Raw genomic sequence first — 21,285 nt, forward strand, 5'->3', positions numbered from 1 at the left:
ATTACTTCCAGATGTTGAATGGGGTCTGCATCCACGCGCCGACCACCACCAGCCACACCAGAGTGACGGGAATGAAAATCTTCCAACCGAGCCGCATGATCTGGTCATAGCGGAAGCGCGGGAACGTCGAACGAACCCAAAGGAACATGGTGACCACGCAGAAGGTCTTGATGCCGAGCCAGATCCAGCCTGGAATAAACGACAGGAAGTCGAACGGGGGCAGCCAGCCGCCCAGGAACAGGACCGCGCACAGGATCGAGACGAGCCACATGTTGGCGTATTCGGCCAGGAAGAACATGGCAAAGCTCATGCCCGAGTACTCGATCATGTGGCCGGCAACGATTTCGGATTCGCCTTCAACGACGTCGAAAGGGTGGCGATTGGTCTCTGCCAGACCCGAAATGAAGTACACAACAAAAATCGGGAGCAAGGACAGCCAGTTCCACGACAAGAACCCGATGCCCATGGAAGCAAAATGCCCCCTGCCCTGCCCCGTCACGATGTCGGTCATGTTGAGGCTCGCAGACACCATGAGCACGACCACGAAGCAGAAGCCCATCGCGATTTCGTAGCTAACCATTTGCGCCGACGCGCGGAGCGCACCCAAAAAGGCGTACTTCGAATTCGAGGCCCAACCCGCAATGATCACGCCGTAGACTTCCAGCGAGGTGATCGCCATGACGAACAGAAGTCCGGCATTGATGTTGGCAAGAGCAACCTCAGGGCCGAAGGGAATGACCGCCCAGGCCGCCAGCGCCGGCATGATCGTCATGATCGGGCCGAGCAGGAACAGGCCCTTGTTTGCCACCGTCGGGAGAATGATTTCCTTCGTGAGCAGCTTGAGCGCATCGGCAATCGGCTGCAGCAGGCCCAGCGGACCCGTACGGTTCGGGCCGATGCGGATTTGCGTAAAGCCGATGGCCTTTCGCTCCCACAGCGTCAGATAGGCAACCGCCCCCATGAGCGGCACCACGACGACGATGATCTTGATCAGAGTCCAGACCACGGGCCAGGCAAGGCCCGTCCACCATCCTGCGGACACGAGCCCAAGGCCAAAACCGTGAAGCGTGTCGATCATGCGAGCGCCTCCTCAGCGGTCGACGCTTTCGCAAGGCGCGCATCGGCGGTGAGTTGCAGCGATGGCGCGCGGCGAACAATGGAGTCGAGCTGGTAGATGCTTGCAACGACAGGGGCTGCCTCAGCCGCTTCGCCCGGCGTCGTCGTTGGCGCGGAGGTCGCGTTGCTCAGCTTGTCCGCGGGCACCTGGCCCGACAAACCGATGTCGGCCATCACCTCGTTTGTGGATTCGAATGCGAAACCCGGAAGGCCCAGAAGGTTGGCCAGCACGCGCAACACCTTCCAGGCCGGCCGTGCTTCGCCCAATGGCTTCACGACTGCGTGGAAGCTCTGAATCCGGCCCTCGGCATTCACGAAAGTACCAGGCGTTTCTGTAAACGGCGCGATCGGCAGAAGGACGTCGCTGAATTCGAGGTTGGCCTTGAAGGGGCTCAGCGTCACAACCATTTGTGCGCGCGCAAGCCCCTCGTCGGCTGCAGCACCTGCGGCCGAGTCGAATACCGGCTCGGTGTTCAGCAACAACGCAGCCTTGAGTCCACCGGCCAGCATCTGGCCTGCATTCAGGCCTCCCGCCTTGGGCATGGCGCCAATCAGTTGCGCGCCCACTGTGTTGGCTGCCTCCGTCAGGAAACCGACGCTTGCGCCAGTCTGAGAGCCGATCCAGTTCGCCAACGCGAGCAACGTGCTTGCCTGCGCGTGGTGTGCCACTGCATTGCCAAGAAGAACGGCCTTGCGCTCGCCACTGAGCAACGAGGCGGCAATGGACTTGGCGGCATCGCTGGCGGCGCCGCTCGTACCGGCCGGCGCGGCTGCGCCCGTGCTTTCGGCGATCGCGGCAGCAATTCCTGTCAGCGCGTCTACCCAACCGCTGGCGGCAACGCGAATGACGTTGGCGACGGGCATGGCCCACGCGTCGGCGTCTGCGAACAGGTCCGACGACGTGACCGCACTCAGTGCACCGCCTTTGCGCACGGCCTGTCGAATGCGCTGTGCAAACAGAGGGTGGTCCTTGCGCAGGTTGGAGCCGACCACCAGTACGCCTTGCAGCAGCGACAACGAGGCGATCGAGGTTCCGAGCCAGCGTACGCCTTCAAATGCCGTGAAGTCGGCATTGCGCAGGCGATAGTCGATGTTATCGCTGCCCAGCCCCTGCGTCAGCAACTTGGCCAGGTGCAACTCTTCGAGTGTGCTGTGCGGGCTGACCAGGGTTCCGATGCTCTGCGCACCATGATCGGCCTTGATCTGCTTCAACCCATTGGCCACGTATTCCAGCGCAGTCTGCCAGTCAACCTGTTGCCATTGGCCGCCTTGCTTGAGCATGGGCTGCGTGAGCCGCTCGGAGCCGTTCAGCGCTTCATACGAGAACCGATCGCGGTCGGCGATCCAGCATTCGTTCACGTCCTCGTTTTCGAGCGGGACAACGCGCATCACCCGGTTGTTCTTGACCTGAACGATCAGGTTGGCGCCGGTGGAATCGTGCGGGCTCACGGATTTGCGGCGCGAGAGCTCCCATGTACGTGCGCTGTACCGGAAGGGCTTGCTCGTGAGCGCGCCAACCGGGCAGATGTCGATCATGTTGCCCGAGAGTTCAGAATCCACCGAGTCACCAAGGAAGGTCTCGATCTCCGCGTGTTCGCCGCGGTTCGACATGCCGAGTTCCATCACGCCGGCGACTTCCTGGCCGAAGCGGACGCAGCGCGTGCAATGGATGCAGCGGGTCATCTCTTCCATGCTGATGAGCGGACCAACATCCTTGTGGAACACGACGCGCTTTTCTTCCTCGTAGCGCGAGGAAGAACCACCATAGCCCACCGCCAGATCCTGGAGCTGACACTCGCCGCCCTGGTCGCAGATCGGGCAATCCAGCGGGTGGTTGATGAGGAGGAACTCCATCACCGACTGCTGAGCCTTGATGGCCTTGTCGCTCTTTGTGCGGACGATCATCCCCTGCGTCACGGGCGTGGCGCAGGCCGGCATCGGCTTCGGCGCCTTTTCGACGTCGACTAGGCACATCCGGCAGTTGGCCGCAATGCTGAGCTTCTTGTGATAGCAGAAGTGCGGGATGTATGTGCCCGCCTTGTCGGCCGCATGCATCACCATGCTGCCTTCGGTCACTTCGACCTTCTTGCCGTCCAGTTCGATTTCAACCATATATGTTGCGTTCTTCTTGCGCTCAGGCCTTGACAGGCGCCTTCGGGACATACCCCGGGATCAGGGCCTCGAACTCATGGCGAAAGTGCTTGATCATGGCCCGCACGGGCATTGCGGCGGCATCGCCCAGCGCGCAAATTGTGCGGCCCTGGATGTTGTCGGCGACAGAATTCAGCAGGTCCATGTCCGAAGCCTTGCCGTGGCCGTTGTGAATCCGGTCGACCACGCGCCAGAGCCAGCCAGTGCCCTCGCGACACGGCGTGCACTGCCCACAGGACTCATGCATATAGAAGTAAGACAGGCGCTTGAGGGATTCCACCATCGAACGGCTGTCGTCCATCACGATGACCGCACCGGAGCCCAGCATCGACCCTGCCTTCGCGATGGAGTCGTAGTCCATCGTGCACTCCATCATGATCGAAGCAGGCAGCACCGGTGCCGACGAACCGCCAGGAATCACCGCCTTGAGCTGACGCCCCTTGCGCACACCGCCGGCCAATTCGAGCAACTTTGCGAACGGCGTACCCATCGGCACTTCGTAGTTACCGGGCAGTTCGACGTCGCCGCTGACTGAATAGATCTTGGTGCCACCATTGTTGGGCTTGCCGCATTCCAGATACGCGGGGCCGCCGTTGTTGATGATCCAGGGCACCGCCGCGAAGGTTTCGGTGTTGTTGATCGTCGTCGGCTTGCCATAGAGTCCGAAGCTCGCCGGGAACGGCGGCTTGAAGCGCGGCTGCCCCTTCTTGCCTTCGAGTGACTCGAGGAGCGCGGTTTCCTCACCACAGATATAGGCGCCAAAACCGTGAGCGGCATGGAGCTGGAAGTTGTAGCTGCTGCCCATGATGCCATCGCCGAGATAGCCGGCGGCACGCGCTTCTTCGAGGGCCTCCTCGAACCGTTCATAGGTCTGGAAGATCTCGCCGTGGATGTAGTTGTAACCCACGCTGATGCCCATGGCGTAGGCGGCAATGGCCATGCCTTCGATGACGATGTGCGGGTTGTACTGAAGGATGTCGCGGTCCTTGCACGTACCTGGCTCACCCTCATCGGAATTGCAGACCAAATATTTCTGCCCCGGGAACTGCCGGGGCATGAAGCTCCACTTGAGTCCCGTCGGAAAACCGGCACCACCGCGGCCGCGCAAACCTGACGCCTTCACCTCGGCAATCACCTGATCGGGCGTCATGCCTTCGCTCAGGATTTTGCGCAGCGCCTTGTAGCCGCCTCGCGCCTCGTAGTCCGCCAGCCGCCAGTTGGTGCCGTTCAGGCCCGCGTAGATCTGCGGCTCGATGTGACGATCATGAAAGCAGGTCTGAACGCCTGTCGCCTGAAACTGCGACAGCACTTGTTCGGGCGACATCATTGCGTTCCCTTTGTGGTGGAGCTGCGCAGGCCGTCGATCAGTTGATCCAGCTTTTCGTTGCTCATGAAGCTGCACATGGTGCGATCGTTGACGAGCATGACCGGCGAATCTGCGCATGCCCCCAGGCATTCGCTTTGCTGCAGGGTGAACATGCCATCGGCGGTTGTCTCGCCCATCTGGATGCCGAGCTTCTTCTCGAGATGCGCAAGCGCGACGGCGCCGTCACGCAACTGGCACGGGAGATTGGTGCAGACGTTGAGCTTGAACTTGCCCACCGGCCGGTGGTTGTACATGTTGTAGAACGTCGTCACTTCGTGCACGGCGATGGGCGCCATGCCGAGATAGGCAGCGATCTCACGTTCGCGCGCTTCGCTGATGTAGCCCTCATCCTCTTGCACGATCGCAAGACAGGCCATCACGGCAGACTGCTTGCCTGCGGGCGGGTATTTGGCAACCTCGCGCGCAAAGCGATCCAGCGTCGCGGCGGACAGCGGGGCCTGGTGAATCTGAGTGGTGTCGGAAGTCATGAATGCACTCACCTGTCGATTTCGCCGAACACGATGTCCATCGTGCCTATCACGGCGACCGCGTCGGCAATCATGTGTCCACGAGACATTTCGTCCAGAGCCGCGAGGTGGGGGAAGCCCGGCGCACGGATCTTGAGGCGATACGGCTTGTTCGCGCCGTCACTGACGAGATAGATCCCGAACTCGCCCTTCGGGTGCTCGACGGCGGCATACGCCTCACCTTCGGGAACGTGGAAGCCTTCGGTGAAGAGTTTGAAATGGTGGATCAACTCCTCCATGTTCGCCTTCATCGATTCGCGCGCTGGCGCGGCAACCTTGTGGTTGTCGGTGATCACCGGGCCCGGGTTCGCACGCAGCCATGCCGAGCATTGCTGAATGATGCGGTTGGCTTGGCGCATCTCTTCGACCCGCACAAGATAGCGGTCGTAGCAGTCACCGGTCTTGCCGACCGGCACGTCGAATTCCATTCGGTCATAGACGTCGTAGGGCTGCTTTTTGCGCAGGTCCCATTCGATGCCGGAGCCGCGCAGCATCGGGCCCGTAAAGCCGAGGTTCAGAGCCCGCTCAGGCGACACCACGCCGATACCCACGGTGCGCTGCTTCCAGATCCGGTTGTCGGTGAGCAGCGTCTCGTACTCGTCGACCATCTTCGGAAAACGCTTGCAGAAGTCGTCAACGAAGTCCAGCATCGAACCGCGGCGGTTTTCGTTGAGCCGCTCGATGGCCTTCGCGTTTTTGATCTTGCTCGCCTTGTACTGCGGCATCGAGTCTGGCAAATCGCGATAGACGCCGCCTGGACGAAAGTAAGCCGCATGCATGCGTGCACCCGACACAGCTTCGTACAAATCGAACAAATCTTCCCGCTCGCGAAAGCAGTAGATGAGCATGTTCATCGCGCCGCAGTCGAGCCCGTGCGCGCCCAACCACAGCAAGTGATTCAGCAGGCGCGTGATCTCGGCGAACATGACGCGGATGTATTGCGCGCGGATGGGCACCTCGAGGCCCATCAGGCGCTCGATGGCAAGGCAGTACGCATGCTCGTTGCTCATCATCGACACGTAGTCGAGACGATCCATATAGGGCAACGACTGGATGAACGTGCGCGACTCCGCGAGCTTTTCGGTGGCGCGATGAAGAAGCCCGATATGCGGATCTGCGCGCTGAATGACTTCGCCATCCAACTCCAGCACGAGTCGCAATACCCCGTGCGCTGCGGGGTGCTGGGGCCCGAAGTTGAGCGTGTAGTTCTTGATTTCGGCCATCAGTGCAATCCGCCGTAGTTGTCTTCGCGAATAACCCTGGGCGTGATTTCGCGCGGCTCGATCGAAACCGGCTGATAGATCACGCGCTTCTGCTCGGGGTCGTAGCGCATCTCGACGTGACCGGAGACAGGGAAATCCTTGCGGAAAGGATGCCCGATGAAACCGTAGTCAGTCAGAAGTCGACGCAGGTCGTCGTGACCTTCAAAGACGATTCCGTAAAGATCAAAGGCTTCGCGCTCGAACCAACCCGCAGCATTCCAGACGCTCGTCAGGGAATCGACCACAGGCAAGTCTTCATTCGGCACGAACACTTTGAGGCGGACGCGTTGATTGAGACTGACCGAAAGCAAATGGGATACCACGCAGAAACGCTCGCCCTGCCATTCGCCATCGCGATAGCCGGAATAGTCCATGCCGCAAAGATCCATGAGTTGCTCGAACCGACAGCCGGGTGCATCGCGAAGCAGAGTCGCAACAGCCAGGTAATCAGCAGCATCCACAACGGCCGTCACCTCGCCAAGCGCGAGCGTGACGCTCTTTGCTTTGGAGCCAAGGGTTTCGGAAATCTGGGTGCGAAGCGCTTCGGGAGAGATGGCGAAATCAGTCATCGTCTTTCGCTTCAGGCGCGCGCAATGGTGTTGGTACGACGAATCTTTTGCTGGAGTTGAATCACCCCGTACAAGAGAGCCTCGGCAGTCGGCGGGCAACCAGGAACATAGACATCTACCGGCACGATGCGGTCACATCCACGCACAACCGAATAGCTGTAGTGGTAGTAGCCGCCGCCATTGGCGCACGAACCCATCGAGAGAACCCAACGCGGCTCCGGCATCTGGTCGTAGACCTTCCGCAACGCAGGCGCCATCTTGTTGCACAGCGTACCAGCCACGATCATCAGGTCGGACTGGCGCGGGCTGGGGCGAAACAACATGCCAAAGCGGTCGATGTCATAGCGGGCAGCTCCCGCATGCATCATCTCAACAGCACAGCAGGCCAGACCAAAGGTCATGGGCCATAGAGATCCAGTCTTGGCCCAGTTCACCACGGAATCGTATGTCGTGGTGACGAAGCCTTCCTTCATGACGCCTTCAATGGCCATTTTCGGGATTCCTTGTCATTCCCAGTCGAGCGCACCCTTTTTCCACTCGTAGGCGAATCCCACGACGAGGATGGAGAGAAATATCATCATCGCCCAGAAGCCGACCGCACCAATTTCCTTGAGCGCAATAGCCCATGGAAAGAGAAATGCAATTTCGAGATCAAAAAGGATGAAGAGAATGGCGACGAGGTAGTACCGTACGTCGAACTTCATCCGGGCGTCTTCGAAAGCTTCAAAGCCGCATTCGTAGGGGGAATTTTTTTGAGCATCAGGCCGGTTCGGGCCGAGGATGTAGCCCAGAACCTGAGGTGCGACGCCGACACCGACACCGACCAGAATGAACAACAGGACGGGGAGGTAGGAATCGAGGTTCATCAGGGCTCTATCACCGCTTGCCACTGGCAAGGAGCAGGATCCTTGCCAGTGAGATTTGGTGCGGTCGGCGAGACTCGAACTCGCACAGCTTTCGCCACTACCCCCTCAAGATAGCGTGTCTACCAATTTCACCACGACCGCGGTTTTGTCTGTCCGAATGGCATGAGGAACCCAAAGGCTTTGGCTTTCCGGAACAGCTTTAGAGTTTACCCTGAAAAAGTACCGTTTTCAGCCAACGGCACAGAGATCACAACAGCTTTATTTGCTCGGGATCTGAGCGGCGCCTGAAGCAGGTGCAGCTGGCGCCGTTGGCGGGGCGCCGGTCGCTGGTGCAGCAGGCGCGCTGCCCGACGGGATCTCCGCAGGCGACGCGGGAGCAGCCGGAGCCGGTGCTGGCGCGGGTGCGACCGCAGCGCGCTCGAGCAGGCTGCCGCCGCCCGCCGGGCGCGCATGACCGAAATACGCGAGCAGCAACGTGCATGCAAAGAATACGACCGCCAGCACCGCGGTCGTCCGAGACAGGAAGTTCGCGCTGCCGCTCGCACCGAACAAGCTGCCAGCGCTTCCGCTGCCAAACGCGGCGCCCATGTCCGCGCCCTTGCCGTGCTGGACCAGGATCAGGCCAATCATCGCCAAGGCCGTAAGCATCTGCACGCCTACCAAGATATTAAGGACCACATTCATTCGTTTTAACTCCTAATTGTTTGGGCGCACGTCGATCACGCGGCGGCGATGATCTGCAGAAAATCGGGGGCTTTGAGCGACGCGCCGCCGATCAAGCCGCCGTCGATGTCGGGCTGCGCGAGCAACTCGGCTGCGTTGCCCGCGTTCATGCTTCCTCCGTAGAGGATCCGGATATCGCTCGCGTGTTCGCTCGCCGCATGGTGGAGTTGCGCGCGCAGCAGCGCATGCACTGCCTGCGCCTGCTCCGGCGTGGCTGTCTTGCCTGTGCCAATGGCCCAGACGGGCTCGTAAGCCACCACGATTTCGCTGATGCAATGGCCATTCACATGAATCACCGCGGCCAATTGACGCTTGACGACTTCTTCGGTCTCTCCTGCTTCGCGCTGTGCAAGCGTTTCACCGACGCAGACGACGGGAGTGACTCCATTCGCCAGCGCGATGGCCGTTTTTGCAGCAACCAACTCATCCGTCTCGCTGTGATATTGACGACGTTCCGAGTGTCCAACGATGACGTAGCGGACGCCGAATTCCTTCAACATCGCAACCGACTGCTCGCCGGTGAAGGCTCCCTGCGGTTGCGCCGACACATCCTGCGCACCCAACGCCAAGGGCGAACCGGTAACGAGCGACTGAACCTGTGCCAGATACGGCGCTGGCACACATACTGCAACATCGCATGCAGGTGCATGGAGACCCTGCACCAATGCCTTCACGAGCGCCTCGTTGGCCGCAAGGCTGCCGTTCATCTTCCAGTTGCCCGCGATCAGCTTTCTCTTTTTCATTTCTCTCTTGCTCACCAGGTCAGCACGATCTTGCCGATGTGCTGGTTGGATTCCATCAGAGTGTGCGCCTGTGCGGCACCGCTTGGCTCGCCATCGGCGGCGAAGCTACTGTGGATCACCGGCTTGACCGCGCCATCCTCAAGCAGAGGCCACACCTTCTCTCGCAGCGCTTTGGCAATCGCTCCCTTGAATGCGATTGGCCGGGGACGAAGAGTCGATCCAGTGATGGTGAGGCGCTTGCGCAAAACCAGGCCGGCGTTGAACTCGCTATTTACACCCCCCTGCACCGCAATGATGACCAAGCGACCGTCTTCGGCCAGGCATTCGATTTCTCGCGTCACATAGTTGCCGGCAACCATATCGAGAACCACGTCGACGCCCTTGCCGCCCGTGAGACGCTTAGCCTCTTCAACGAAGTCTGCAGTCTTGTAGTTGATCGCGTGATCAGCGCCGAGCTTTCTGCAAGCATCGCACTTCTCATCGCTGCCTGCCGTCACGATCACCGTGGCGCCCAGCGCCTTGCCAAGTTGAATCGCCGTGACGCCAATGCCGCTCGAGCCGCCTTGAATCAGCAAGGTTTCGCCCTTCTGCAGACGGCCGCGCTCGAACACATTGCTCCAGACGGTGAAGAATGTCTCCGGCAGGGTGGCGGCTTCGATGTCGGTCCAGCCCCGGGGAACGGGCAGGCATTGCGCCACGGGAGCGACGCACAGCTCGGCATAGCCACCGCCAGCGATCAGCGCGCAAACGTGATCGCCGACCTTCAAGCCTGCGTCTGCGAGAGCGCTTGGGTCGCCGGCCACGATTTCGCCGGCGACTTCAAGCCCGGGCAGATCCGATGCACCTGGAGGCACCGGATAGTGGCCCATTCGCTGCAGCACGTCCGGACGATTCACGCCGCTTGCGGCCACGCGAATGAGTAGTTCGCCCTCGCCCGCTACGGGCGCCGGACGCTCCACCATGCGAAGCACCTCTGGGGTTCCGAACGATGTGATCTCAATGGCTTTCATGGTCTTTCCGACGAGTGCGAGCCAACGTCCGGCTGCGCATGATCAGGAAGCACGACAGCGGCTCGTGCCGCCATCGCACCTCATCAGGCTTGGTTGTCGCCGCGATTCGCCTCTTGCACGGGGGCCTGTTCGGCCACTGGCTCAGCCTGTTCGCCAGCACGCTCGTTGTTCTCGAAGCGCGGCGCGCGATCTGCACGTGGCGGACGATCGCCACGATCCGAACGCTCGCGGCGGTCACCGCGGTCGCCGCGATCACCACGGTCTTCACGCGGGGGACGCTCGCTGAACTCCATGCCGGCCGGACGCTCGGCCAGCGCCTTCATTGACAGCTTGACCCGGCCCTTTTCGTCGGTCTCGAGAACCTTGACCTTCACGATCTGGCCTTCGCTCAAATAGTCGGTCACCTTCTCCACGCGCTCGTGCGCGATCTGGCTGATGTGCAGCAGGCCGTCCTTGCCGGGCAGGAGGTTGATCAACGCGCCGAAGTCCAGGATCTTCGTGACCGGTCCTTCGTAGACCTTGCCGATTTCGACCTCGGCAGTGATCTGCTCGATGCGCTTCTTGGCCTCTTCGGCCTTCGCCGGATCCGTCGACGCGATGGTGATCGTGCCGTCTTCGTCGATATTGATTTGGGTGCCGGTCTCTTCGGTCAGCGCGCGGATCACGGAGCCGCCCTTGCCGATCACGTCGCGGATCTTTTCGGGATTAATCTTCATCGTGAAGAGGCGCGGCGCAAAGCTGGACACCTCCGCCTTGGCCTCGCCCATCGCTTCCTGCATCTTGCCGAGGATGTGCATGCGGGCTTCCTTGGCTTGCGCCAAAGCGACCTGCATGATTTCCTTGGTGATGCCCTGGATCTTGATGTCCATCTGAAGTGCGGTGATGCCGTTGGTCGTGCCGGCAACCTTGAAGTCCATGTCACCCAGGTGATCTTCATCGCCCAGGATATCGGTCAGCACGGCAAATCGGTTGTCTTCCTTGATCAGGCCCATGGCAATGCCGGCCACGTGCGCCTTCATGGGCACGCCTGCATCCATCATCGAGAGGCAGCCGCCGCAGACTGAAGCCATCGATGAAGAACCGTTGGACTCGGTAATCTCCGAAACGACCCGAACCGTGTAGGGGAACTCTTCCTTGCTGGGGAGGCACGCAACCAGTGCGCGCTTCGCAAGTCGGCCATGGCCGATTTCGCGGCGCTTTGTCGAGCCCATGCGACCAACTTCGCCAGTTGCGAAGGGAGGCATGTTGTAGTGGAACAGGAAGCGGTCTTCGTATTCGCCAGCCAGGGCGTCGATGCGCTGCGCGTCACGCTCGGTTCCAAGAGTGGTCACGACCAGCGCCTGGGTCTCGCCACGGGTGAACAGCGCAGAACCGTGCGTGCGCGGCAGCACGCTGTTGCGGATCTCGATCGGGCGCACGGTTCGCGTATCGCGACCGTCGATGCGGGGTTCGCCAGCGAGGATCTGGCCGCGCACGATCTTCGATTCGATGCTGAACAGCAGGTCGTTGACCTTGCCGGCATCGAAAGGCTCACCGCTTTGCTTGAGTGCGTCCATGACACTGGCGTTGGCCTCGCGCAGTGCTTGCGTGCGGGCTTGCTTGCTGCGGATCTGGTAGACGGCGCGGAGTTTTTCTTCAGCCAGGCCCTTGACCTTGGCGACGAAGCCTTCGTCTTCAGCAGGCGGCTGCCAGTCCCACACGGGCTTACCGGCGTCGCGCACGAGCTCATGGATCGCGTTGATCGCGATGTTGGCTTGTTCGTGGCCGAACACCACACCGCCGAGCATCACTTCTTCGCTCAGTTGCAGGGCTTCGGATTCGACCATGAGCACGGCCGCTTCAGTTCCGGCGACGACCAGATCCATCTGCGAATCCTTGCGCGCGGTCTGGCCGGGGTTGAGCACGTACTGGCCATTGATATAGCCCACACGTGCGGCGCCGATGGGGCCGCTGAAAGGGATACCGGAGACCGACAGAGCGGCGCTCACAGCGACCATGGCAGCGATGTCGGCGTCGACTTCGGGGTTGAGCGAGAGCGTGTGGATCACCACGTGCACTTCGTTCAGGAACCCTTCGGGAAACAGCGGACGAATGGGGCGATCGATCAGGCGCGAAGTGAGCGTTTCGTGCTCGCTGGGCTTGGCTTCCCGCTTGAAGAAGCTGCCGGGGATCTTGCCGGCTGCGTAGGTTTTCTCGATGTAATCGACGGTCAGGGGGAAGAAGTCCTGGCCAGGCTTGGCCGATTTCGATGCAACCACAGTTGCGAGAACGACGGTGCCTTCGATGTCTACAGTGACGGCGCCGGTAGCCTGGCGAGCGATCTCGCCAGTTTCCATGACGACGGTCTTGCCGCCCCACTGGAAGGACTTGGTGACTTTGTTGAAGAGGCTCATGTTTAGCTCCTGTTTTTATCGGCGGATCGACGGGTGATGGTCACGGGTCGCCGCAGGGACGGAGCGCTTTTCAGAACACGATGCCATTCCAGAGAAGCTCGGCGGAACTTCGTTGGAATGACACAGCTTCGCTCTGTTCGGCACTCCAGAAACGATTCGCGAAGTAAAAAACGCCTGAGCTAGCGGACTAACCCAGGCGTTCTTTCATGCGATTCGGTTTTACTTGCGCAGACCCAGCTTGGCGATCAGCGCGGTGTAACGTTCGGCGTCCTTGGACTTCAGGTAGTCCAACAGCTTGCGACGGCGGCTCACCATGCGCAGAAGGCCGCGACGACCATGGTGGTCCTTGGCGTGCGTCTTGAAGTGTGGGGTGAGTTCGTTGATACGGGCGGTCAGCAGTGCGACCTGCACTTCCGGGCTACCGGTGTCGTTGGCGGCGCGGGCATTGTCCTTGACAACTTCGGCCTTGATGGAGGCTGCGATCATTTGATTTTCCTGTTCCGGGATGTTTGACTTGCGGTACGCGCTGGAACTGCCCATACCGTGCGCCTTGCGGTATGCAAAGCGGGGGGATTATAGCTCGCCCCCAGGCTCGCGCACTTCGTGTCGCTCTCCACCCCCTACCCGGGGGCAATACCAGCGGCCCGGCCAAGCCGGTTCCGCGTTATTTCACGACTTTCGTTGGTTAGCCAGCCAACTTTTCAGGCGGTCTACGCCCTCGACCAGGCGGTGCTTGTCCTTGGAGGCGAAGCACCAGCGGAGCCAGCCTTGGGCTTCGGGGGCGAAGGCGTTGCCGGGGGCAAGGCCAAGGCCGGCCTCGGCGACAAGGCGCTTGGCGACTGCCAGGGAGTCGTCGAAGCCTTCCAGCTTGAAGAACGCGTACATGCCGCCGCGCGCGGGGGCGACCTCGACGCCCGGCAATGCGGCCAGCAATGGCACCAGGGTGTCTCGGCAGGATTTCAGGTGCGCGACAACTCGTGGAGTGATTTCGTCGGTGTGGGCCAACGCCGCGATCGCTGCACGCTGCGTGAAGACGCTGGCGCACGAGGTGTTGAATTCGATTAACTTGCCCATCCCCTCCATGAGCACGGGCGGCAAGACCAACCAGCCGAGCCTCCAGCCGGTCATCAGGAAGCTCTTGGAGAAGCTGTGGGCGACGATCAGGCGGTCGTCGGGCGCGGCGACGTCGAGAAAGCTGGGCGCGCACCGATTTGGGGCCTCTTCGTAGTAGAGGCGCTCGTAGACCTCATCCGAGAGGATCCACGTCCCCGTCGAGCGGCAATGCTTGAGGATTGCCTCCTGTTCCGGGCGGCTGAGAGTCCATCCGGTCGGATTGTTCGGCGCGTTGACGATGAGAAGCTTGGTGGCCGGCGTGATCGCGGCGCGTAGCGCGTCCAAGTCGAGGGTCCATTGCCCTCCCTTGGGCACCAACGAAACGCATCGGACGCGCGCCCCGAGGATCGCGGGCTGCGCTGTGAGATTCGGCCAGACGGGGGTGATGGCCACCACCTCGTCGCCCGCATCGACGAGCGCCTGCACCGCAAGCATCAGTGCATTGACCCCGCCCGAGGTGATGGCGATTCGCGATGATTCGATCCTGGGATGCAGACCGCTCATGTAGTGAGCGACGGCCTCCCGCAGCTCAGGCAGGCCGAGGTTGTGAGCATAGAAAGTCTCGCCGCGCTGCAGCGATTCGATGGCTGCCTGACGAATCACATCGGGAGTGACTTCGTCGCTTTCGCCGAACCAGAATGCGAGCACGTCGCTGCGGCCCAGGCCCGCATTCGCGACTTCGCGGATCTTGGAGGCTTCGAGGTTGTGGATGGCTTGGCGCACTGGCTTTTTCCTTGAATTCAGGGGCGTTGCATCTTGCAGCTGGTGGGCATCTCGGCGTTGCTGGCCGAAATTGTCTTGACGACGCGGAAACCATAACCAGACCCTTCCACGTCGAACTTGACGCCGGGCGCGCCCTGCCTGTCCATCACGCCGACGACCAGTGTCTGCTGGAACTGGTGGTCCTCGGCGCGCATGTGCCCGCTCTGGCCCGCGAAAGTGACGTGGGTCTTTTCGAGTGCACGGGCGACTGCCACGGTGTCCGTGGTTCCGGCACGCTCCATCGCCTGCGCCAAAGCTTCGATCATCAGCTGCATGCGCATGTGCACGTAGTCGTCGGAGGGGCTGGGAAAGCGCTCACGGAAGGACTTATAGAAGGCTTCCGACTGAGGTGTCTGCACGTTCGGCAGCCAATCCGCGACCGCAACGACACGGCCGACGCCCGCGTCGCCTATTGCCGCGGGAGCGCCAAGCGCGTTGCCATAGAAGGTATAGAAGGTGCCGTTGAAACCCGCCTCCCGCGCGGCCTTCACCAGCAATGTGAGGTCGTTTCCCCAATTGCCAGTGATGACGGCTTGCGCGCCGCTGGCAAGGATCTTGGCCGCATAGGGCGCGAAGTCCTTCACGCGCCCCATCGGATGCAATTCGTCGCCCACGATCTGCACATCCGGTCGCAACTGAGCAAGCTGGCGCCGCGATTCGCGGAGCACCGACTGGCCGAAGCTGTAGTCCTGCCCGATCAGGTACACACGCTGCAGCCCTTTGTCCTCCCTGAGCACCTGCATCAACGCGGTGACACGCATGTCCGCGTGTGCGTCGAATCGGAAATGCCAGAAGCTGCAGCGCTCGTTGGTAAGGATCGGATCGACTGCCGAATAGTTGAGGAAGAGCACGCGCTTCGAAGGGTTGCGCTCGTTGTTCTTGTCGATCGCATCGATGAGCGCAGCGGCGGTCGCGGACGAGTTGCCCTGCAGCACGATGCGGGCGCCGTCGTCCATCGCAGCACGCAACGCGGACAGCGCTTCTTCGTTTTGTCCTTTGCTGTCATAGCGATCCAGCTGCAGGAGCCGTGCGCCACCGGGAAGCTTGACGCCACCACGCGCATTGACGCGCTCGACAGCCCACAGCAAATTGCGAAACACAGCCTCGCCTGTGTTGGCGAAAGGCCCGCTCATGCTCTCGATCAACGCCAGCCGGATGGGCTCCTGCGTCTTTGCATTGAGCGACGAAAGCGCGCTCGCGCCTAGCGCCGCCGCGACGAATTTCAAGGCCCTGCGACGCCAAATAAAGCTTGAGTTCATTGTCTTGAAAGCCTCATCACGATGCCTAGATGAGGTGGCATGCGGCACTTGTCTTGTTGAAACGCCGCGCAGTGTAAGGGACACACATTCTTGTCCTTGTCGTTTTGCTCAGGAGTCTTCCTCATGTTTTTCGCACCCGCTATCCGCACCGCCCGCTTTGTGCCGCGTTCATATGACCGCAGTCTGGAACGCTTCGTCAACGACGCCTTCTCTGGCGCTCAACGCTCGCTCAATGTCGAGCAAGACGAGAAGACCTGGACCTTGACACTCGATGTCCCCGGCCTGTCGCGCGACGACCTCACGATCGGAATCGAAGGCGCTGTGGTTCGCATCGAAAGCAAGCCCGAAGCCAAGCGCCAGATCAAGGCCGCCTACGAGTTGCCGCAGGACATCGACGTTGCTGCGAGCGAAGCGAAGCTCGAAAATGGCGTCCTGAGCCTCAAGCTGGGCAAGCTGATTCCAGTGAGCAACGTCGCCCAATTGGCCATCAACTGAGCCAGCGAGCGCGCCTCTTCGGCGTCGCTTGGCCGCCCGTGCTGGGTCACTAGGATCTGAGCCGCGGGTTCGGGCAGGCAAGCTCAAAAAAAACTGAATGCACGGGCCGGTAACTTTTGGTTGCCGGCCTGACGCATTTATGAACCACAATCCGTGCGCAGTACGTCACGTTCTGTGACGTATTTTTCAAGGCCTTTGTATTAATTCGCGCCCTTAAGACGTGGGGTTTGCCCTAGATCCCGCGCAAGTCGCTCACAGAAGCACCATGAAAACGCACCTGAAGCTTGCAGAAATCGATGCTCGATCGGACACCCTCCTGGTCTTTCTTCCGGGCGCATTCCTGAAGCCCGAAGAGTTCGAGCGCGAGGGCTTCGTGAGCGCCATCCAGGAACGTGATCTCGCTGCCGATTCCTTGCTGGTGGACGCCGACGTGTCGTACTACTACGACCAGACTTTCATCGAGCGGCTGCAGCAGGACGTGATAGAGCCGCAACGCGCGGCGGGCTACCGGAAGATCTGGCTGGTCGGAATCTCCATCGGCGGCTTTGGTGCCCTGATTCATGAATTGGCAAAGCCGGGCACCGTCGATGGCATCGTGACCTTGGCCCCTTATCTCGGTCGCCGACCGGTCGGTGCGGAGATCCAAAAGGCAGGAGGCCTGCGCGCGTGGAAGGCCCCCGAAGGCCCGGCGCCGGACGAAGAGGTGGACCGCAAGCTCTGGCCGTGGCTCCAGCAGTACGCTTCGCCCGCTCAGCCGGCGAAGCTCCCGCCGCTCTATCTCGGATTCGGCCTCAGCGACCGGTTTGCGGCCAATCATCGGCTGCTGGCTGATGCACTCCCCACCGACCACGTCTTCACCACCGAAGGCGGCCATGACTGGCCACAGTGGTCTCAACTCTGGCGAAAGATGCTCGACGTGCTGCCCCTGCCGCAGCAGTCCAGGAAAGCGCCTAGGCTGGTTCCGTCCCTGCATCCAGCGACGCCAGCGGCCATCGCGGCTTGACATCGAAGGCATAGCGTTCGGTCGGCTTCTGGATGCCGGCCTGGAGGCGCATCGCGGCGGCCATTGCAATCATTGCGCCGTTGTCGGTGCACAAGTGCAACTCGGGGTAGTGAACCCGCACCCCGCGCTTGGCGCATGCGGCATTCAGTTGCTCGCGCAGCACCCGGTTCGCGCCAACTCCGCCTGCCACCACCAAGCGATCGAGCCCCGTTTGCTCGATAGCGGCGATCGACTTTTTCAGGAGAACTTCGACGATGGCCGCTTGCGTGGACGCTGCGAGGTCGGCCTTTCGTGATTCAAGCTCGTCGCCGAGCTTCTTGGCTTGGGTGAGCACCGCGGTCTTCAGCCCCGCAAACGAGAAGTCCAGGTCGCCGCTGTGCAGCAAAGGGCGAGGAAGCTTGAAAGCAGTGGCTTGGCCCTGCTCCGCCAGCTTGGCAAGCCATGGACCACCCGGATAGGGCAAGCCCATCAGCTTGGCGCTCTTGTCGAATGCCTCCCCCGCCGCGTCATCGATCGTCTCGCCCAGTAGTTCGTAGCGGCCCACCCCGTCGACCCGCATCAGCTGCGTGTGACCGCCCGACACAAGAAGCGCGACGAAGGGAAATTCCGGCGGATCGGCACTGAGGAAAGGCGAAAGCAGATGCCCTTCCAGGTGATGCACGCCCAGGACAGGTTTGCCCAGTGCCGCGCCGAGGGCGCACGCCACTCCAGCGCCCACGAGGAGCGCGCCGGCCAAGCCAGGCCCTCGCGTATAGGCCACCACGTCGACATTTGCCAGTTGCCGGCCGGCATCCTCGAAGACGGTTTCGGCCAAAGGAAGCACCCGCCGGATGTGATCGCGGCTCGCGAGTTCGGGCACGACACCGCCATAGGCCTGGTGCATCGCGATCTGGCTGTGCAGCGCATGCGCCGCAAGGCGCGGCAGCCCGCTCGCGCCGCTCTCGACCAAGGCCACGCCGGTTTCGTCGCAGGACGACTCGATTCCCAATACAAACATGCCAGACATGCCGCGAGTGTAGGTGCCGCCCGATAGCGGGGCACGGATGTTGCTGCAAGTCCTTTGATGAAATCCGGCCTGAGTTTCCTGATCGCCGCCCTCCGTTGCGAAATCGAAGGGTTGGAGCAACTGACCCGCACCGGCCAACTGGTCGGAAGCATCGGAAGACTGGTGCATGCATTGCAGCGCGAACGCGGCATTTCCAACGTATGGCTGGCCTCTGGCGGACAGCGCTTCGCTGCGCAGCGCAGTGAGCAGATTGCCGAGAGCATGAACATGGAGACGGCAGCGCGCGAAAGCTTCGACCTGCTGCAGACCGACAGCGCCCGCATCGGCAACGGCGCGCGGCTCTTCAGTCGCATCGCATGGGTCCTGCCCGGCTTGGACGGGCTTCCTGAACTGCGCCGCCGTATCGGATGCCTGGAACTGGATGCGGCGGCATCGACAACTGCGTATACCAAGCTGCTGTCCGGACTGCTCGCGGTGGTATTCGAGGCAGCGGACGGCGCCACCGACCCCGAGGTCTCGCGCGTCTTGGTTGCGCTCTTCAATTTCATGCAGGGCAAGGAATTTGCCGGGCAGGAACGTGCCTGCGGCGCGGCTGCATTCGCTTCAGGGCGCAACGACAGCAGCCGGCAGCAGCAATGGCTGCACCTGATCGACTCGCAGGAGCGTTGTTTTCAGCTCTTCATCGAGTTCTCTGCGGAGTCGGTGGCCGACCTCTGGCGCACGACCCAATTGCCGGAGCAAATCGCCGAACAGGAACGCCTGCGCCGAATCGCCTGCGCCGCACCCCCGGGCGTGATGCTCGACCCGGACCTGAGCCGGACGTGGTTCGACTGCTGCACACAACGCATCGATGCGATGCAGTGGGTCGAAGAGCGGCTCGCCGCCGATCTGCAGCGAATCTGCATGGACAAAACAGCGAAGGCACATTCGGAACTGCAGGCCCATGAGGCGCTGCTGCCAAGAATGACCGAATCGGCTGACCCGATGGCCGCGGCGTTTTTCGAGGAGCCCGTATGGTCACAGTCGCCCGGAAGCGCACCGCTCTACGGCAGGCAGCTCGAGCGCTCCATTCTGGACATGGTCCAGGAGCAATCACACCGTCTGCAGGCCATGAGCGACGAGTTGGAAACCGTGCGCGCTGCCCTCAACGAACGAAAGCTTGTCGAACGCGCCAAGGGCCTCCTGATGGCCCGCCGCGGCATCAGCGAACAGGAAGCGCACAAGATGCTGCGCCAGACCGCGATGAACCAAAGCCGGCGCCTGATCGAAGTGGCCGAATCCGTGCTCTCGCTGGCGGAATTTCTGCCCCGGGATGTGGCTTCCTGAAAGCGGCCGCTGATCTGAAATGGTGCGACGCACAACGATCGTGCCGCCGGGCAGGTCCGCGCCAAAGCAGTCGGTGGACTGCGCCATCATTGGATTGTTTGCTATGTTCTTGATAGCAGCACCACATCCGCAAAGATTGGCACGGGGTTTGCAATACGTAGAACACAGATCGATGAAGGTCTACAGATAGACAGCATCCAACGGCGGATACGGTCTACCGAACTGGACAAAGGCGTCCCCACCCGCAAGGGCTCGTTTTCGAGCAGCCCCTGCGCGGTGAGGACGCCTTTTTTGCTTTTGCTTTTTGTGTTTTTGCCTTTTCCCTTTCCTTCGGAGTTCGCCCCATGACCGATTCGCTTGCCTCCAAACTGAGTCGCAGACGCGTGCTGCAGGCCGCCGCTGCCGGTGTCGTCGGGCTGGACCCCGCGTTGCGAGCGGCCGTGTGGGCCCAAGGATCCGACAAGCCGGAGAAGGAAGAAGTCAGGATCGGCTTCATTCCGCTGACCGACTGCGCCAGCGTGGTGATGGCCTCGGTGCTGGGCATCGACAAGAAGTACGGCGTGAAGATCGTGCCCAGCAAGGAAGCCAGTTGGGCCGGCGTGCGCGACAAGTTGGTCAACGGCGAATTGGACTTTGCCCATGTGCTCTATGGGCTGGTTTATGGCGTGCACGTAGGCATTGGTGGGCCGAAGAAAGACATGGCCGTTCTGATGACGCTCAACAACAACGGCCAGGCGATCACGCTGTCGAAAAAGCTCGCCGACAAGGGTGCCGTCGATGGCGCCTCGCTCGCGAAGGTGATGGCGGCCAACAAGGTCGACTACACCTTTGCGCAGACCTTTCCCACGGGCACCCACGCGATGTGGCTCTATTACTGGATGGCCGCCAACGGCATCGATCCGCTGAAGGACGCCAAGGTCATCACCGTGCCTCCGCCGCAGATGGTTGCGAACATGCGCGTGGGCAACATGGACGGCTATTGCGTCGGCGAGCCGTGGGGTCAGCGCGCCATCATGGACGGCATCGGCATCACGGCTGTGACCACGCAGGACATCTGGAAGGACCACCCCGAAAAGGTGCTCGGCACGACGGGTGACTTCGTCAAGAAGTACCCCAACACCGCGCGCGCCGTGACGGCAGCCATCCTGGAGGCCAGCAAGTGGATCGACACCGGCCTGCAGAACAAGAACAAGATGGCGGAGACCATCGCGGACAAGAGCTACGTCAACACCAGTGTGGATGCCATCAACCAGCGCATCCTGGGCCGATACACCAACGGGCTCGGCAAGAGTTGGGACGACCCGAACTACATGAAGTTCTTCAACGACGGCTCGGTGAACTTCCCGTATCTGTCGGACGGCATGTGGTTCCTCACGCAGCACAAGCGCTGGGGCCTCCTCAAGGAGCATCCCGACTATCTGCAGGTCGCCACGCAGATCAACCGCATCGACGTCTACAAGCAGGCCGCGGCAGCTACGAACACGCCGCTTCCCAAGGAAACGATGCGCACCAGCAAGCTGTTCGACGGCGTCGTGTGGGACGGCAAGAACCCCAAGCAGTACGCCGATTCGTTCAAGGTCCATGCCTGAGGAGCC

20 protein-coding genes and 1 tRNA gene are annotated in these 21,285 nt (G+C 61.3%); 4 read left to right on the forward strand and 17 right to left on the reverse strand.

The genetic code is table 11. The annotated features are described in order from the left end of the window. Position 1: 1 nt before the first annotated feature. The 16 genes from nuoH to AC1DSF_RS05890 all read right to left on the reverse strand — a co-directional run bounded on the left by nuoH (position 2) and on the right by AC1DSF_RS05890 (position 15,860). Positions 2-1,078, reverse strand: coding sequence for an NADH-quinone oxidoreductase subunit NuoH (nuoH, locus tag AC1DSF_RS05815; RefSeq protein ID WP_478123908.1), 1,077 nt, complete (start codon positions 1,076-1,078; stop codon positions 2-4). After that, a complete protein-coding gene (gene nuoG, locus AC1DSF_RS05820) occupies positions 1,075-3,228 on the reverse strand; it encodes an NADH-quinone oxidoreductase subunit NuoG (protein WP_478123909.1) in 2,154 nt (717 codons plus the stop codon). The genes nuoH and nuoG overlap by 4 nt, the downstream gene beginning before the upstream one ends. 22 nt (positions 3,229-3,250) lie before the next feature. Beyond that, the gene (nuoF, locus tag AC1DSF_RS05825) at positions 3,251-4,591 is read right to left on the reverse strand and encodes an NADH-quinone oxidoreductase subunit NuoF (protein WP_478123910.1); all 1,341 of its coding nucleotides are present in this window, start codon (positions 4,589-4,591) and stop codon (positions 3,251-3,253) included. Beyond that, positions 4,591-5,121, reverse strand: a complete 531-nt coding sequence (locus tag AC1DSF_RS05830) for an NADH-quinone oxidoreductase subunit NuoE family protein (RefSeq protein ID WP_478123911.1) — start codon at positions 5,119-5,121, stop codon at positions 4,591-4,593. The genes nuoF and AC1DSF_RS05830 overlap by 1 nt, the downstream gene beginning before the upstream one ends. Before the next feature lie 8 nt (positions 5,122-5,129). Then, positions 5,130-6,383, reverse strand: coding sequence for an NADH-quinone oxidoreductase subunit D (locus AC1DSF_RS05835; protein ID WP_478123912.1), 1,254 nt, complete (start codon positions 6,381-6,383; stop codon positions 5,130-5,132). Continuing rightward, entirely contained in the window at positions 6,383-6,991 is a 609-nt protein-coding gene (locus AC1DSF_RS05840; RefSeq protein ID WP_478123998.1) for an NADH-quinone oxidoreductase subunit C, read from the reverse strand. The genes AC1DSF_RS05835 and AC1DSF_RS05840 overlap by 1 nt, the downstream gene beginning before the upstream one ends. 11 nt (positions 6,992-7,002) lie before the next feature. Beyond that, positions 7,003-7,482, reverse strand: coding sequence for a NuoB/complex I 20 kDa subunit family protein (locus AC1DSF_RS05845; RefSeq protein WP_012748606.1), 480 nt, complete (start codon positions 7,480-7,482; stop codon positions 7,003-7,005). A 15-nt stretch (positions 7,483-7,497) separates the two neighbouring features. Further along, positions 7,498-7,857 carry an NADH-quinone oxidoreductase subunit A gene (locus tag AC1DSF_RS05850; protein ID WP_478123913.1) on the reverse strand — a complete coding sequence of 120 codons (360 nt, stop codon included), beginning with the start codon at positions 7,855-7,857 and terminating at the stop codon, positions 7,498-7,500. Positions 7,858-7,913: 56 nt separating this feature from the next. Continuing rightward, positions 7,914-7,998: transfer RNA gene (locus AC1DSF_RS05855), tRNA-Leu, on the reverse strand. Positions 7,999-8,115: 117 nt separating this feature from the next. After that, entirely contained in the window at positions 8,116-8,541 is a 426-nt protein-coding gene (gene secG / locus AC1DSF_RS05860) for a preprotein translocase subunit SecG (protein ID WP_478123914.1), read from the reverse strand. Positions 8,542-8,576: 35 nt separating this feature from the next. After that, positions 8,577-9,323, reverse strand: a complete 747-nt coding sequence (gene tpiA, locus AC1DSF_RS05865) for a triose-phosphate isomerase (RefSeq protein WP_478123915.1) — start codon at positions 9,321-9,323, stop codon at positions 8,577-8,579. Between the two features lie 11 nt (positions 9,324-9,334). Further along, positions 9,335-10,333, reverse strand: a complete 999-nt coding sequence (locus AC1DSF_RS05870) for an NAD(P)H-quinone oxidoreductase (RefSeq protein ID WP_478123916.1) — start codon at positions 10,331-10,333, stop codon at positions 9,335-9,337. An 83-nt stretch (positions 10,334-10,416) separates the two neighbouring features. Next, a complete protein-coding gene (gene pnp, locus AC1DSF_RS05875; protein WP_478123917.1) occupies positions 10,417-12,726 on the reverse strand; it encodes a polyribonucleotide nucleotidyltransferase in 2,310 nt (769 codons plus the stop codon). A 219-nt stretch (positions 12,727-12,945) separates the two neighbouring features. Next, positions 12,946-13,212, reverse strand: a complete 267-nt coding sequence (gene rpsO / locus AC1DSF_RS05880; RefSeq protein WP_056579564.1) for a 30S ribosomal protein S15 — start codon at positions 13,210-13,212, stop codon at positions 12,946-12,948. Between the two features lie 183 nt (positions 13,213-13,395). Beyond that, positions 13,396-14,583: a pyridoxal phosphate-dependent aminotransferase gene (locus AC1DSF_RS05885; protein ID WP_478123999.1), complete on the reverse strand. Its 1,188-nt coding sequence runs from the start codon at positions 14,581-14,583 to the stop codon at positions 13,396-13,398. Continuing rightward, positions 14,580-15,860, reverse strand: a complete 1,281-nt coding sequence (locus AC1DSF_RS05890) for a branched-chain amino acid ABC transporter substrate-binding protein (RefSeq protein WP_478123918.1) — start codon at positions 15,858-15,860, stop codon at positions 14,580-14,582. Before AC1DSF_RS05890 ends, AC1DSF_RS05885 begins: the two co-directional genes overlap by 4 nt. A gap of 123 nt (positions 15,861-15,983) precedes the next feature. On the opposite strand from AC1DSF_RS05890, the gene AC1DSF_RS05895 reads away from it, so the two are divergent. Together AC1DSF_RS05895 and AC1DSF_RS05900 are read left to right on the forward strand one after the other, a co-directional pair. Continuing rightward, the gene (locus AC1DSF_RS05895) at positions 15,984-16,355 is read left to right on the forward strand and encodes an Hsp20/alpha crystallin family protein (RefSeq protein WP_478123919.1); all 372 of its coding nucleotides are present in this window, start codon (positions 15,984-15,986) and stop codon (positions 16,353-16,355) included. 265 nt (positions 16,356-16,620) lie between these two features. Next, the gene (locus AC1DSF_RS05900) at positions 16,621-17,358 is read left to right on the forward strand and encodes an alpha/beta hydrolase (protein ID WP_478123920.1); all 738 of its coding nucleotides are present in this window, start codon (positions 16,621-16,623) and stop codon (positions 17,356-17,358) included. On the opposite strand, the gene tsaD is transcribed toward AC1DSF_RS05900, so the two are convergent. Continuing rightward, on the reverse strand, positions 17,306-18,355 hold the full coding sequence (tsaD, locus tag AC1DSF_RS05905) for a tRNA (adenosine(37)-N6)-threonylcarbamoyltransferase complex transferase subunit TsaD (protein ID WP_478123921.1): 1,050 nt from the start codon (positions 18,353-18,355) through the stop codon (positions 17,306-17,308). The two genes, AC1DSF_RS05900 and tsaD, sit on opposite strands and share 53 nt — an antisense overlap. A 66-nt stretch (positions 18,356-18,421) precedes the next feature. Here tsaD and AC1DSF_RS05910 point away from each other — a divergent pair, with 66 nt between their 5' ends. Continuing rightward, a complete protein-coding gene (locus AC1DSF_RS05910) occupies positions 18,422-19,690 on the forward strand; it encodes a nitrate- and nitrite sensing domain-containing protein (RefSeq protein WP_478123922.1) in 1,269 nt (422 codons plus the stop codon). 344 nt (positions 19,691-20,034) lie between these two features. Continuing rightward, positions 20,035-21,279 carry a CmpA/NrtA family ABC transporter substrate-binding protein gene (locus AC1DSF_RS05915; RefSeq protein WP_478123923.1) on the forward strand — a complete coding sequence of 415 codons (1,245 nt, stop codon included), beginning with the start codon at positions 20,035-20,037 and terminating at the stop codon, positions 21,277-21,279. Positions 21,280-21,285 lie beyond the last annotated feature (6 nt).

This window comes from Variovorax sp. 01N429 (assembly GCF_056399425.1).